This window comes from Kitasatospora sp. NPDC058406 (assembly GCF_042722765.1).
Lineage (GTDB): Bacteria > Actinomycetota > Actinomycetes > Streptomycetales > Streptomycetaceae > Kitasatospora.
The window spans coordinates 1-13653 of record NZ_JBHXKE010000240.1; the positions used below are offsets into that span (position 1 = coordinate 1).

Consider the following 13653-nt stretch of genomic DNA (forward strand, 5'->3'; position numbering starts at 1 on the left):
GCCCACCGAGGCGGGCACCCGGACGCTCGACGACCTCGATGGAGATGGAAGAGATGAAAGACAAAGGGGAGGCTCCCATGTGCAACGCCGAATGGCGGCGTGCTCGCGTTCAGGCGCAGCGTCTGGCCGATCTCGCGCGGCTGCGCCGCGTCCGCGACCGGATCGACAGGGAATACGCGCAGCCGCTGAACGTGGAGGCGCTCGCCCGCGATGTGAACATGTCCGCCGGGCACCTGAGCCGGCAGTTCCGGGCCGCCTACGGCGAGGCGCCGTACGCGTACCTGATGACGCGTCGCATCGAACGGGCGGCGGCGCTGCTGCGGCGGGGTGACCTCAGCGTCACCGAGGTCTGCTTCGAGGTCGGCTGTGCGTCGCTGGGGACGTTCACCACCCGCTTCACCGAGCTGGTCGGCATGCCGCCCGGGGCCTTCCGTCGCCAGGCGGCAGAAGCGGCGGATGCGGCGGAAACGACGGCCGACCGTGCCGATGCCGCGGGTTCGGCCCCCGATGCGGGGTCGGCGATCAACGTGGAGGGGATGCCGGCGTGCGTGGCGAAGCAGGTCTCAAGACCGGTCAGGAATCGAGAAGCCCCGACCGCCCCACAGCCCCTAGCGTGATGGTCATGGCAACCACCGCTTCCACCGCAGCCCACACGTCCCTCGCGTCCGTCACCCTTGAGGTGGCCGACCCCGAGGCCGCCCGCCGCTTCTACAGCGCCTTCGGCGTGGACACGTACATCCACCTGCGGGCGTCCGAGACGCACTCCACCGGGTTCCGCGGCTTCACCCTGGCGCTCACCGTGTCCGGGCCGGCCACCGTCGACAGCTTCTTCGGCGCCGCCGTGGACGCCGGCGCCACGGTCCTGAAGCCCGCCGCGAAGTCGCTGTGGGGCTACAGCGGCGTCGTCCGGGCCCCGGACGGGACGATCTGGAAGATCGCGACCTCGGCGAAGAAGGACACCGGCCCCGCCACCCGCGAGGTCGACGCGGTCGTCCTGCTGATCGGCGTCGAGGACGTGAAGGCCACCAAGCAGCTCTACACCGGCCGGGGCCTGACCGTGGCCAAGAGCTTCGGCGGCAAGTACGCCGAGTTCGCCCCCGGCCAGTCCAGCCCCGTCACGCTGGCGCTGTACAAGCGCCGCGCCCTTGCCAAGGACCTCGGCGTCCCCGTCGACGGCACCGGCTCGCACCGCATCGTCCTCGGCAGCACCGCCGACGCCTTCACCGACCCGGACGGGTTCGCCTGGGAGGCCACCGCGTCGCTCGCCCCCACGCCGTCCTGAACCCCGGCCCTGTCCTACCGATCGACCGGCGAACACCCGCCGGTGTGACAACCGGGCACCGGCCCGGACGTCCGGCACGTACACATCCACAGTGCAAGGAGCAAGACATGAAGGCGCACGTCAGCTCGATCCTCCTCGGTGTCCGCGACATGGACCGGGCCAAGCAGTTCTACACCGAGGGGCTCGGCTGGAAGATCAAGGACGACTACGGCATCTCGGTGTTCTTCGACTCGGACGGCGCCTCGCCGGTCGGCTTCTACGGTCGCGAGGGCCTGGCCGGGCAGGTGGGCACGGACCCGGAAGGCAGCGGCTTCAGCGGGCTGGTTCTGACCTACGTCGTCCGCAGTGAGGCACGGGTCGACGAGATCATGGCGGAGGCCCAGAAGGCCGGTGCCACGATCCTCAAGCCCGCCGGCGCTCTGCCGTGGGGCGGGTACGGCGGCACCTTCGCCGACCCGGAGGGCTACATCTGGAGCCTCGGCTACAGCGCCCCGGGCCCGGGGGCCGACCAGCCCTACGCCGAGTAACCACGGTCTCCTGGCCTTACAGCCGCCCCCAGGACACGGCGACGGTCCCGGTACGGGACGTGGGAGCGGCTGGATCGGAGCCGGGCGGGCCGGATCCACGGTGAGCCTGCAGAACGACAGGAGAAGGATCATGAAGTTTCGGGCCCACGTCGAACCACCCGAGCCCATGCGGGGCCTGGAGGTTCCGCCCGAGGTGGTGGCAGCGCTCGGCGGCGGCGCGCGGCCGCCAGTGACGATCACGGTCAACGGGCATTCCTGGAAGAGCCGGGTCGCCATCATGCGCGGCCGCCACCTGCTCGGCCTCAGCAACGCCAACCGGCAAGCCGCGGATGTCGCGATCGGCGAGGAGGTCGAGGTCGAGCTGGAACTCGACACCGAGCCGCGCGTCGTCGTCGAGCCCCCGGACTTCGCCCGAGCCCTGGACGGCGACCCGGTCGCCCGCGCCACGTACGACAACCTTTCCCAGAGCCGCAAGCACGAGCATGTGCGCGCCGTCGAGAGCGCGAGGAAGCCCGAGACGCGCCGGCGGCGCATCGAGAAGGCCATCGCCACCCTGCGGGACTGACCCCCGAGAGCAGCGACTCCGGCGGCACTGCCATCGCCGATCCGGTCACTTCGGCAGATCGGCGGACAGGAAGGGATCAAGGAGCGCGAACAACGCGTCGGGGCGGTCGAGGGGGATGATGTGGCCGCAGTCCTGGAGGTGGTGTCCGACCAGGTCATCGGCGATGGGGCGGAGTTGGCGTTCGAGCCCGGTGCCGACGGGGTGAGAGCCGACGGCCATGGTGGGCATGGTCAGCCGAGCCGTCGCGGCGGCGTCCTGGATCTGCTGCGCGCTGGTGGGCAGGGCCCGGTAGTAGGAGAACGCGCAGCGAAGGGCCTCGCTCCCGGTGTACGCGTGAACGAAGGCCGCACGGATGTCGTCGGGTACTCCTCGTCCGAGCGTCCCCGAGTCGAGGAACCAGTCGATGTACGGGGCCTCGTTGCCGGCCAGGACGGTCTCGGCGAGGCCGGGGACGGCGTGGAAGCCGAACCACCACGGGGGGCCGCCCGCGACGACGTGTTCGGCTCCGGGCAGGCGGCCGAGCAGTGCCTCCATCACGACCAGGCGCCGGACGAGGCCGGGCCGGCGCAGCGCGAGCAGGACGGCGGGGGCGGTGCCCGCGTCGATGCCGACCACCGCTGCCGAGGGCTCGCCGAGTGCGTCGAGCAGCCCTTCGGCGTCGGCGGCCAGGGTGCCTGCGTCGTAACCCTCGACGGCACGTGCACTGGCGCCGAAGCCTCGCAGGTCCGGGGCGATGACCCGGTGCCGTCCGGCCAGTCGGCCCATGATGCCGCTCCAGAGCTGCCAGGTGTGCGGGAAGCCGTGCAGCAGGAGGACCGCGGGTCCGTCCCCGGCGATTGCGACGTTGAGTTGAACGCCGTTCGTCGCGATGCGGCGCAGGTGGTGTGCGGTGGTGACGGGCATGACGGCTCCTCCGACTGGTTACCATTGGTGACCACAGAACGATAGGTAACTGTCCGGCTGCTTCCTAGACGGCACTTTCAGGGAAGGTGGTGAGCCACAGGTGACCACCCCAGGAGCCGGGGCCGCCGGTCGTGGGGTACGCGGCGATCTGTTCGATCCCCACTGCCCGACGCGGCAGTTGCTGGACCGCATCGGCACGAAGTGGACGTCCATGGCCGTCAAGACGCTCGCCGATGCCGCACCGGACGAGGTGCGCTTCGCAGAGCTGAGACGCCGGATGCCCGGCGTCTCGCAGAAGATGCTGTCCGTGACGCTGCGAAGCCTGACCCGCGACGGGCTGGTGTCGCGTCGGGTCGAACCGACCGTACCGCCGCGGGTCTTCTACCGACTCACCGGACTCGGGCTGTCCCTGGAAGCCGCGCTTGCAGGGCTGCGGACCTGGGCGGAGGAGCACATGGCCGAGATCGACCGCGCCAACGAAGCCGTCGACCAGGAGGTCGACGAGGGATAGGCAGGCCGGTTCCGCGCCCGGTACCGGTTGGCTCGGGTACTCGGTGCGGCCGGCGTCGCCGCCCTGCCACCACGTAGGAGATGGAGGGGATGTCGCCGGCGCGCGGTGGTTGGTGACGAAGGAGCCGGCGATCGACGTCGTCCCCTGTCAATCCTTCCGTGCCTCCGGGAGAACGAGATCTGCTCCCCTGAATGACACAGATCCTCTGGAGGCCGATGTCCGTCCAGTCGACGTGGCCATCCTCGAAGAGTTGAGGGTGGAGGTTTGCCACCTCCTCCCATTCGATTCTTTCGATCGGGTGCTGATCACTTTCCGGCCGACACTCTGCGCGGGTGATAGGGAATTCGTAGCCCGACGACCGCCCCCTCCCCTGCCATCCGTCAAGATCACTTGGCAGAGGAGTGCCGTCTGGCGCCGCCCGTGATCGCCAGGACAACGCCCGGCTAGCACGACAGGACGGGCGACTCCGGCTTCGCACCGGCCGCGCTCAGCCTGGCGAAGCCCTTCAGTCCGGGGGAGAACGCCAGGGTGGCCTGGACGGTGGCCCGCACGGCGGTGGCCCGGTCGAAGCCGGTCGAGTTGTACGGGACGGCGCCGCGCTGCTCCGGAGCAGCGGCGCAGCGCAGCTGGCGCGGCTCCAGCCACTTGAAGGCCCGGTATCCGCCGCTGGAGCCGACGGTGAAGAGGGTGTGGGATGCCCGGCCCGTGGTCACGGCGTTGGGCTCGGTGGCGCCGGGGGACACGAAACCGCCGTCCGGGCGCTGCTGGTTGACCAGCCAGCCCATGGCGTACCCGGAGGAACCCGCGCCGTTTCCGGCGTTGAAGCCCTGGATGCCGAGCGCGGTGGCGTCGGGGTCGCCGGTGCAGGTGGTCGGGCCGAAGGCAGCGGGGTAGCCGCCGGTCAGGCACTGGCCAGCGCTCAGGAAGCCGCGGGCGCTCTGCGGGATACCCGCCGCAGTGCGCGAGAGGGCGATCAGGGCGAACGACTGGCTGGCGACGTCGCTACGGTCGCCCGACCGGGAGCGGTCGGCGAAACGGCCGTTCGGGGCCAGCAGCGAGAGGAGCCGGGCGGCGAGGTCGACGCCGCCGAAGTTCGTCGGGTCCAGCCCGCGGACCTGGGCGAGCAGCAGCAGCTTCGCGGTGGGGCCCGCGTAGGCCTCGGTGGTGCCGTCGCCGAGGTAGTCGGCGAGGATGTCGGGGCGGGCCAGCCAGGCGGTGGCGCGGGCTCCGGCGTCGTCAGCGGTGGCCGCGGCGGCGAAGGCCAGCACGGCGTCGACGGTGAGGTCCTGGTCGGGGCGGACGGTACCGGCGACGACCCTCTCGAAGTGGTCGTCGTCCACGAGTTGCCGGGCCAGCCAGCCGGCCGAGACCTCGCGCGGCAGGAGGGTGGTGACCAGGGCCGACGAACCACCACCCGCGGCGGGGAAGACGGTTGCGGGGGCGATAGAGAGCGGCAGAAGGACGGCGGCCAGCGCCGGTGTCGCGAGCAGGCGAACGAGCCGGTGACGCGGGGGCATGGGGTGCCTTTCCGGGCCCGGGCACGGGAGATCCGCCGGGCGAGGCGCGGTCCCGGGAACCCCGGTCCCGCGGACCACGACGGGAGGAGGGGACGACACACCCCGTCGACGGGCCCCGGCCCCGCCGCCGACCGGGGGCCGACAGCCCTACCCAGACGGGCCGGCGCCGGGTACGGGGCGGACTCCCCCGTCGGCGGAATCGTTATCTGACGGTCCATCATGTTCACGTCGGGGCAAGGGGGTCAAGACTCCTCCGTGTCCGGATGAGGCCAGCTCGAAGGGGTTCCTCCGCAGGCGACCGCACGGTGCCGAGCGGCTGGGCGGCTGGGCGGCCACCCACGGCGCACCCCACTGAGCACCGTGCCAAGGGCAGCCGCCCGCTGTCCTCCCCGCGCGGGCGGGGGGGATCGGATCGGGCGCCGGTATCGGCATCTCCCGGACGACGTTCGAGCAGGTCCTCCCCGCGCGGGACGGGGGTCAGCCTGTAGCGCGTCTGGTAGACGGCTTCGTGGGCCACGCGCATCTCCGGCCGCTCCGGGGAACTGCGCCCGCAGAGCCCGGCCTGTCTGCTCCGGACTCCGCCGTTCGTCCAGCATCACCCGGAGCGTGTCCGTAGCTCCGGAGGGGAGCGACCTCGCGGCCCTCAGCGCTCGCGGAGCCGTGAGTCGGTCCGGGGGCGCAGCGCGGCCGCGAGGGCTGACGACGCCGTGGCCACGCCGAGTGCGGTGACGGCGATGGTCGACCAGGGCATGGCCACCGGGACGTCCTCCGGCCAGAGTTGGCTTCCGGCGACCAGCCAGCCGCCGAGGACGCCGATGAGCATGGCCAGGCCGGTGATGACCGCGGCCTGGATGGCGAGGATCCGCCGCTGGACCCCGCCCCGGAAGCCGATGACCCGCAGCAGCAGCATGCGCGGGCGGAGCTCCTGGGCGGCGCCGCCGACGGCCGTCATCGCCGACACCAGGGCGACGGCCGCGCCGATGGTGAGGGTGACCGACCAGCGCGCGGGAACGGGCGGCTCATATCCCCGCTCGACGTGGAGGTCGGAGGTCGGCACGCCGAGCGGCTCCACGGCCCGGCCGAGCCGTTCCTCCAGGTCGGCCGGCGGGTTGTCGGGCAGGGTGGCCCGGTAGCTGACGGTGAACGGCACCAGTCCGGCGGCACGGGCCGTCGCGCTGCTCAGCAGGGCCCCCGCCTGGGAGAGCGTGACCTTGTCCACGGGGTCGGCCCGGACCGGGTCCACCGGAACGGGCGGGGACGCCACGCCGCCGGGGCCCGGTGGCACCCTCAGTGCCACCGGGGCCGATCCGGCCGGGACGGCCTGGTCGAGCAGGAGCACCTTCGCCCCGCCGAGTGCCTGCCACTCGCGGGAGGTCGGGGCCCGGCCGGTGAGGTCCCGGAACTGTTCCGGGGTGTCCACCACCTGGACGCTTCCACTGGGCAGGCCGCCGATCACGAGCCGGGCGGACGGCACCGAGAGCCGGTTGCCCTCGGCCGTGGGGCGGGCGCCGACGGGGACGGCGGTCCGGATCTCCTCCAGCGGTGCGTCCGGGCCGACCACGTCGCGGACGGCGGTCAGCACGGTCTCCGACGGTTCGGTGTTGCGCAGCGGCAGTTCGACCTGGTTCAGGTGGCGCGAGCCGACGTGCATCCGGCGGTCCTGCTCGGTCTGCGAGGCGACGAACGCGGCCGTGCTGACGGCCAGGACCACGGCCAGGGCGCTGGAGGCGACGGCTGCGACCGGCCGACGGCGTTCCCGGGACAGGTCGCGCAGCGCGAACCGTCCGGCCAACGGCAGCCCCGCCGAGAGGCGGCCCAGGACGTGCAGCAGGTCCGGCAACACGGTCAGGGCCGCCAGGACCACCAGGACCGCTCCGACGGGGCCGGCCACGCCGGCGCCCTGGGTCGCCGAGAACAGGAGGAGCAGCACACCGGACGCACCGGAGACGGCCAGGACCGTGTGGCGGCGCGACCGCCCCTCGGCGCGTGGGGCACGGGTGAGTCGCTCGCGCACCGATGCCGTCCGGGCGAGCCTGGTGGGCAGCCAGATGCCCGCGACGCCGCTGACCACCGCCCCGACGGCGAGGAGCGCCAGCGCGGCGAAGGGCACCGAGAACGCGCCGAGGTCCCGCTCCACGACCGAACGGACCACCGGCCGCAGCGCCTGGCCGAGGACGACGCCGCCCAGGACACCGGCGCCGGTGCCGATGGCCACGGCTGCGGTCCCACCGGAACGGGCCAGGCGCACCAGCCGGTCCCCGCTGAAGCCGACGGCGGACAGCACGGCCAACTGCCGGCTCAGCCGCCGCATCCGGATACTGAACGCGGCGGCGGCACTGAACAGGACGAGCGCGAGTCCGGGGACGGCGAGCAGGCCCGGCTGGGCCTCCAGCAGACTCTTGGCCGACGAGACGGCCTTGCGGGTGGTCACTGGCCAGCGCTGTTGGTGGGCCGCGTTCGTGATCCTCGCCTCGGTCGCGACGTCGGACCGCACCAGCCAACTGGTGGACAGGCCGAGCAGGCCGGTGTGCGTCCGGTCGTCCCAGCGGGCGAACAGTCCGGGGGCGCCGACGGCGAAGCGCGCCCGGTAGCCCGTCGGGTCCTCCACCGTGCCGACGATCCGCGCGGGCCCGGCGCCCTCGGGGGCCCAGGCGTAGCGGACGGTGTCGCCCGGTGAGAGGTGCCGGTCCTCCGCCAGGGCACGGGAGACCGCGATCTCGTCGGGGGCGCTCGGCAGCCGGCCCGAGAGGGTGCGCGTCATGCCGGAGACCAGCGGGCTCGACCAGTCCGTCTCCTGGTAGCGGATCTCCTCGGTCATGCCCGAAATCACCATCGGGAGGGACAGCGCCGACCGGAGCGGGACGATTCCGTCGGAGGGCAGGGTGCCGGGCACCGCCGAGGCGAGGTCCGGCTGCTCCTTCCCCGCGGCGGCCGGGGTCACGGAGAGGTTGGCCTGTCCGAGCTGGGACTCGGCCTTCTGCGGGCCCGACAGGTTGAGCACCCCGATGACGTGCACGGCAACCGTCGACAGCAGCACGGGGACGGTGAACAGCGCGATCAGGGTGAACCGGCGCCAGCCGCGGCCGACGACGAGCCGCCAGGCGAGCCGCAGCGCGGTGGCGTCTCGTTCCCGCTTCATTCGCGTGGTCCGGCGTCGCGTAGTTCGGCGTCGTTGGCGTTGCTTGCATCGCTCGCGTCGTTGGCGCCGCTTGGGTCGCTTGCGCGCGAGCCTCCGGCGGTGATGCCGACGATCCGACCGTCCCGCATACGGACGATCCGGTCGGCACGGTCGGCGTTGGCCGGGTTGTGCGTGGAGACGATCGCCGTCACCCCGGAGTCGCACAGCTCGCGCAGCGTGCTCATGACCTGCGCGCCCGTCGCGGAGTCGAGGGCCCCGGTCGGTTCGTCCGCGAGTAGCAGCCGGCGCTCGCCGACCACGGCGCGGGCGATGGCCGCGCGCTGCTGCTGTCCGCCGGAGACCTCGTCGGGGAAGCGTGGGCCGAGGCCGACCAGGCCGACGCGGGCGAGCGCCTCGTCGGCCCGTCGGCGGGCCTGCGTCCGGGCCACCCCGGACCCCTCCAGCGGCAGCGCGACGTTCTCCTGCAGGGTCAGCTCGGGGAGCAGGTTGAACTCCTGGAACACGAAACCGATGGAGACCATCCGTAACCGCGCGAGCCGGGCCTCCGACAGGCCGCCGAGGTCCATCCCCAGGACCTCCAGCCGCCCCGCCGTGGACCGGTCGAGACCGCCGATCAGATTCAGCAGCGTGGTCTTCCCGGAACCGCTGGTGCCCATGACGACGACGAATTCCCCGTCGGCGACTTCGAGATCTACGCCGCTCACCGCGTGAACGTCTCCACTGCTCGTCGCATAGGTCCGGTGAACTCCGGAAAGACTGACGCTTGCCATTTCTTCTTCCTCGTTGATCCGGTGCAGAGTGGGCCGCCCCGGCGAGGCGGCCCACCGGGTGTGCCCAAGCCCGAGTCAGTGGATATTCCGCGTCAGCACCGAGTCGACGCCGAAAAGAAGCTAGCAGCGCAGGGAGCGCCATGCACTCACTGGCTTCATCACTCCGGCCGATTACTCGGAGTTATCGATTCCGCTTTTACTCCGTCCACTATCGCATGCCGCTTTTGCCTGATTGTTCCTGGAGGATTGCAGGGAACTTCCCTGCACGCCCCGTCGATCCTTGTGGAACTTCGCGACTCGGTGTGGTCGCACAGGCGGACCGACCGGGGAGTGGAGCCACGTGGGGTTGGCCCCGCGTAGCGCCCGTTCGTGCGGGCACTGCGCTCCCCGGACCGCGTCGAGGCCGCGAGGCGGCCGGCTCTCGTCGTTCAGCTGATGCAGGGGGTCGGCTGATCGATGGTTCCGTTCGCAAGGGACGAGCGGTACACGGATGTTGTACGCGCCGCCGCGCCCGCCCCGGGGAGGGGCGCGCTCGCGGCCACCCGGAAGAACGGCGCACCTGAGGGCACTACGCCCCGACGTTCCGCAGGACGCGGTCGGCCACCAGTTCCGGCCGGTCGGTCGGCAGGGCGTGGCCGGCGCCCGGCACGATCTCGACCCGGACCGAGGGCGCGACCCGGCCCAGGCGGTCGGCGACGGCGCGCGAGTCGTGCAGCGCGCTGCGCGCCCCGAGCAGGAGCAGCGCCGGGACCCGGACGCGGCCCAACTCCTCGTCGGAGAAGACCGGAGGCACCGGGAGCGCGCGGCGGAAACCGGTCGAAGCACGCATCAGGCGCATCAGCTCGCCCTCCAGGATCGCGCTGTTGCCGACCAGCCGGGCCAGGCCAGGGCGGAGCGGACGCGGCGCGGTGGCAGCGAGGGCGCCGACGATCAGCCAGCCGTAGAACCGAGGCCCGAACCCGGCGAAGCCCGCGGGGTCGACCAGGGTGAGCGAAGCGGTGCGGCCGGGACGGTGGATCTGGTGGCTGAGCGCGAGCCAGCCGCCGTAGGAGCAGCCGACGAGGTGGGCGGCCGGGACGCCCAGGGCGGCCAGGAGTTCGTCCAGCCAAGCTGCACCGTCGCGGCCGTCGGCCATCGGCGCGGTCTGCACGCTCGCGCCCGGTTCGCCGACGGTGTCGACGGCGAGGACCGGACGGCGCCGGGCCAGGACCTCGACGTACCGGTGCCACATCAGAGCGTTCCCGCCGGAGCCGGGCAGCAGCACGATCGGGTCCTCGTCGGGACCGTCGCTCGGTGGTCCCGTTCGGTAGACGCGGGTGGTCCCGAAGGTGGTCGGCACGTCGAGCGCGGTCCGCGCTCCGGGCCACAGTTCCGCCAAGGCCCGCTCGTAGGCAGTCCGGTATCGCGCCCCGGCCTGGTCGTTCTTGAACCGACTGATTCGCATGGTACAGATGTATCACGGCATGATACGGATGTACCAGGGAGGTGTGGATGAAGGTCGACCACGAGGAACGCCGCCGACAGATCGCGGAGGCGCTGCTCCGGATCGCCGACACTCAGGGCCTGCAGTCGGCCAGCATGCGGGCGGTGGCGACCGAGGCGGGCGTCTCTCTACGGCTCGTGCAGTACTACTTCGAGACCAAACAGGGGCTACTCCTGGACGCACTGACCAGGATCGCCGCCCAACTCCAGGCCCGGATGGAGCGGTGGATCGCCGAGACGGCGGGCTCCCCGCCCACGCCTCGCGGCGTCGTGACCGCGATCCTGTCGAGCATCCTGCCGACCGACCCGGAGAGTCGCCGGATCACCCGGACCTACGCCGCCTACTACACCCTGGTCCTCAACGACCCCGAGGTGATGGAGAAGCACGGCGCCCGGCAGCCCGAGGTGCTGGAGGGCTTCCTCGCGAAGCAGCTCCGCGCGGCCCAGGAGGCCGGGGAGATCGCCCTCGGCCGGGATCCCGGGATCGCCGCCGCCGGGCTGCTCGCCATGGTCAACGGCCTGGGCTCCAGCGTTCTGGGCGGCCAGCGCACGGGCGACGAGGCGCTGGCGATCCTGGCCCGCCACCTGGAGGAGCTGTTCCTGACGCCATGAGGGCGGCGGCGGGGCCGGGTGCGGCACCCTCGCGGCGACCCGGCACCGTCCATGCGCGAAGTCCTTTGTTCGGGTGTGGTGTTGACGGCGCCGGGCGCTCCGAACCGGCTGCGGGCCGGCGGTAGGCTCGGGCAGTTCTGGACGGCCGCCCGGGCAGCGGGGCCGGGACACCCGCCCGTTACCCGCAGGTAGGTGATGACGGATCGTCGGTTCACTGTGAGGCTCCCGGCGAGGGTCCGGCAGCCGGGCCCCGCGCGCCGTCTGTCACCCGCCCGGAAGAGGGACAGGTGCCGGTGATCCGGAGGTCAGTGATGAGGATGGCCCAGGAGCGGAGCGGATCACGGTTGCTGTCGATGGACGAGAGGGTGAGGCGCGAACCTGCCCATCCCTGCGTTCACATGACCAGCGGGTCGCCCGGCTGCGCAAGTTCGAGCGCCTCCGCAGGCGCTACGAGCGCGGGCGGCGGCCGTGTCAGCCGGGCGGGAGCAGGAACTCGCGCAGGGAACGCCGCACCTTGTCCAGGGACTCCTTGAGTTCCTCGGGGTCGTCGTGGCGCAAGGACCAGGTGATTCCCCGCAGTTCACGTCGGACTCCGGCGAGCCTGGTCTCTTCGTGCAGGACCTCGTAGTCACAGGCGTTCCGGGCCGCGTAGGCACGCACCGCCTCCTCGGCGAAGTCGCGGCCCAGGTACCAGACACCGCACAGATCGACCGCCCGCGGGCCGACCCTCGCCTCGTCCCAGTCCAGGGCGCCGGACAGCCTCCCGGAGGTGTGCAGGAGGTTGCCGGGCCAGACATCACCGTGGATCGGCACGACCTCGGCACCGGCGAACCACCGCCGATAGGCGGTGGCCCATCGTTCGAACACCTGTCGCTCGCGACCGGCCAGCAGGTCCGCGGTGGCTGCGGCCGTCTCGGCGTCAAGGACGTCGACCCCCCGTCCGGTTCCGTCCGCTCGGAGGATGCCCAGGAGCGGTTCGTCGCCGCAGTTGTGCAGCGCCGAGAGGAAGGCGGCCAGGTCACCGGTGAACGCTTCACGATCCGCGCGAGCGACGTCATCGTCCACGACAGCGCCTGGCAGCTTCCTGAGAAGCACGGCGCCGAACGGCAGCCGCGGCCCGGTCGGAAGCACTCCGAGCACCTCGGGGACGGCCAGCGGCAGGAGCGGCAGCCGCCGCAGGACCTCGGCAGTGTGCTGGCTTCTGCCCTTGGCTCCGGGAGTGCGCGGCACCCTGATGAGGACGTCGGCGCCGGCCCGGAGCACGACGTTCGAGAAGCCCCAGCCCACGATTTCGACGGGATCCCCGCTCCACGGGAACGGCAGGTCCTGCAGGTTCGATGCGACGGCTTCGAGCGTCGCGTCAGGGTCGAGGAGCATGAGCAGTCCTTGGTTGTTGAACGGTGCCGGTGTAGGCCGACGCAGGCCCGGCGGCGACGCCCACCCTGCTGGTGCCGCTGATTCGGACACTACTGGTCGTTCCAGATTGCTGTCCGGAGCCGCCGTAGGCGGATCATGCTGCAGGCGAGTTCGGGCAGGCCCGGGTTGAGGTCGGCGCGTCGCTCGTGGCGGGTACGGAGCCGTTTGAACCGGTGCAGCCGGGCGACGGAAGCAGAGCCACCCGCTCCCGCAGGTCGTCCGGAACAAGAACAGCACGCACCCGGATGCTTTCCGACCGAGATCGTCAAGCGCAAGACCTGCGGCTCAAGGCATCCGGGTGAGAGTCGTGTGGCAGCGGTGACCACGCCTCGCCAAGTCAGCACAACATGCCCGACCTCAAAGGGAATTGAAGGAGTCAGGTCGAACAGGCCTGTCCGGGTGCGCCTTTCGGGCACCGGCGGCAGGCCTTCAGGTCGCTACCCGCCGGTTCTGGATGACGCGGCGCCAGGACGGCTGTGATGCTCCTGCCGTCTCACTCGATCAGGAGGTCAGTGATGAAGGTGAAGAAGCCCGGTAGGACGTTCGCGTCGGCGGCCGTGATCGCTGCCACGGCGCTGGGGACCGCCGTCGCAACAGCGGGCACGGCCCATGCCGGAAACGTACAACTGACGGCGTACCGCCACCTGCAGTGCAACGCGAGGGGCGTCACCATCTTGCCGCTCATCCCCGAGGGGGGAGGTGTCTTCCCCTGCGGGGACAGGTTCAACGCGTTCATGCCCAGGGCGTCGATCAACGGCCTCACGCACGTCTTCGCCGTCGGGGCGGACTACGCCGTCTGGGTCTACTACGGCACGCAGTGGCAGTCACTCGGTGGTCGCGTGGGGCGGGATTGGGTTTCCATCCACGAGATCAGCGACTCCTCGCTGACGCTGCAGGTGTACGACACGAACACGAACTCCTGGTACAAC

The 13653-nt window shown here is 71.7% G+C and carries 13 protein-coding genes; 7 read left to right on the forward strand and 6 right to left on the reverse strand.

Annotation, left to right across the window (positions count from 1 at the left end):
* The first annotated feature begins 77 nt into the window (after positions 1-77).
* The 4 genes from ACFWOG_RS33250 to ACFWOG_RS33265 all read left to right on the forward strand — a co-directional run bounded on the left by ACFWOG_RS33250 (position 78) and on the right by ACFWOG_RS33265 (position 2374).
* Positions 78-617: a helix-turn-helix transcriptional regulator gene (locus ACFWOG_RS33250; protein ID WP_329949049.1), complete on the forward strand. Its 540-nt coding sequence runs from the start codon at positions 78-80 to the stop codon at positions 615-617.
* A complete protein-coding gene (locus ACFWOG_RS33255) occupies positions 617-1282 on the forward strand; it encodes a glyoxalase (RefSeq protein ID WP_380362908.1) in 666 nt (221 codons plus the stop codon). The genes ACFWOG_RS33250 and ACFWOG_RS33255 overlap by 1 nt, the downstream gene beginning before the upstream one ends.
* 107 nt (positions 1283-1389) lie before the next feature.
* On the forward strand, positions 1390-1809 hold the full coding sequence (locus ACFWOG_RS33260) for a VOC family protein (protein WP_329879781.1): 420 nt from the start codon (positions 1390-1392) through the stop codon (positions 1807-1809).
* 130 nt (positions 1810-1939) lie between these two features.
* Positions 1940-2374: a YdeI/OmpD-associated family protein gene (locus ACFWOG_RS33265; protein ID WP_380362889.1), complete on the forward strand. Its 435-nt coding sequence runs from the start codon at positions 1940-1942 to the stop codon at positions 2372-2374.
* Positions 2375-2419: 45 nt separating this feature from the next.
* Here the strand turns inward: ACFWOG_RS33265 and ACFWOG_RS33270 are convergent, their stop codons facing one another.
* Positions 2420-3277 carry an alpha/beta fold hydrolase gene (locus ACFWOG_RS33270; RefSeq protein WP_380362891.1) on the reverse strand — a complete coding sequence of 286 codons (858 nt, stop codon included), beginning with the start codon at positions 3275-3277 and terminating at the stop codon, positions 2420-2422.
* A 100-nt stretch (positions 3278-3377) separates the two neighbouring features.
* On the opposite strand from ACFWOG_RS33270, the gene ACFWOG_RS33275 reads away from it, so the two are divergent.
* Positions 3378-3788: a winged helix-turn-helix transcriptional regulator gene (locus tag ACFWOG_RS33275; protein ID WP_380362893.1), complete on the forward strand. Its 411-nt coding sequence runs from the start codon at positions 3378-3380 to the stop codon at positions 3786-3788.
* Between the two features lie 443 nt (positions 3789-4231).
* On the opposite strand, the gene ACFWOG_RS33280 is transcribed toward ACFWOG_RS33275, so the two are convergent.
* From ACFWOG_RS33280 to ACFWOG_RS33295, 4 genes are all read right to left on the reverse strand, one after another.
* Entirely contained in the window at positions 4232-5305 is a 1074-nt protein-coding gene (locus ACFWOG_RS33280; RefSeq protein WP_380362895.1) for a peptidase, read from the reverse strand.
* Positions 5306-5948: 643 nt separating this feature from the next.
* Complete coding sequence (locus ACFWOG_RS33285; RefSeq protein WP_380362897.1) at positions 5949-8444, reverse strand: FtsX-like permease family protein; 2496 nt, start codon at positions 8442-8444, stop codon at positions 5949-5951.
* Positions 8441-9148: an ABC transporter ATP-binding protein gene (locus ACFWOG_RS33290; RefSeq protein ID WP_380362899.1), complete on the reverse strand. Its 708-nt coding sequence runs from the start codon at positions 9146-9148 to the stop codon at positions 8441-8443. The genes ACFWOG_RS33285 and ACFWOG_RS33290 overlap by 4 nt, the downstream gene beginning before the upstream one ends.
* A gap of 634 nt (positions 9149-9782) precedes the next feature.
* Positions 9783-10658, reverse strand: a complete 876-nt coding sequence (locus ACFWOG_RS33295; RefSeq protein WP_380362901.1) for an alpha/beta fold hydrolase — start codon at positions 10656-10658, stop codon at positions 9783-9785.
* A 47-nt stretch (positions 10659-10705) separates the two neighbouring features.
* Between ACFWOG_RS33295 and ACFWOG_RS33300 the strand changes: the two genes are divergently transcribed.
* Complete coding sequence (locus tag ACFWOG_RS33300; protein ID WP_329949042.1) at positions 10706-11308, forward strand: TetR/AcrR family transcriptional regulator; 603 nt, start codon at positions 10706-10708, stop codon at positions 11306-11308.
* Between the two features lie 471 nt (positions 11309-11779).
* On the opposite strand, the gene ACFWOG_RS33305 is transcribed toward ACFWOG_RS33300, so the two are convergent.
* Positions 11780-12685, reverse strand: a complete 906-nt coding sequence (locus tag ACFWOG_RS33305; protein WP_380362903.1) for a phosphotransferase family protein — start codon at positions 12683-12685, stop codon at positions 11780-11782.
* A gap of 554 nt (positions 12686-13239) precedes the next feature.
* Between ACFWOG_RS33305 and ACFWOG_RS33310 the strand changes: the two genes are divergently transcribed.
* On the forward strand, positions 13240-13653 hold a 414-nt coding region (locus tag ACFWOG_RS33310), incomplete at its 3' end, for a hypothetical protein (protein WP_380362905.1).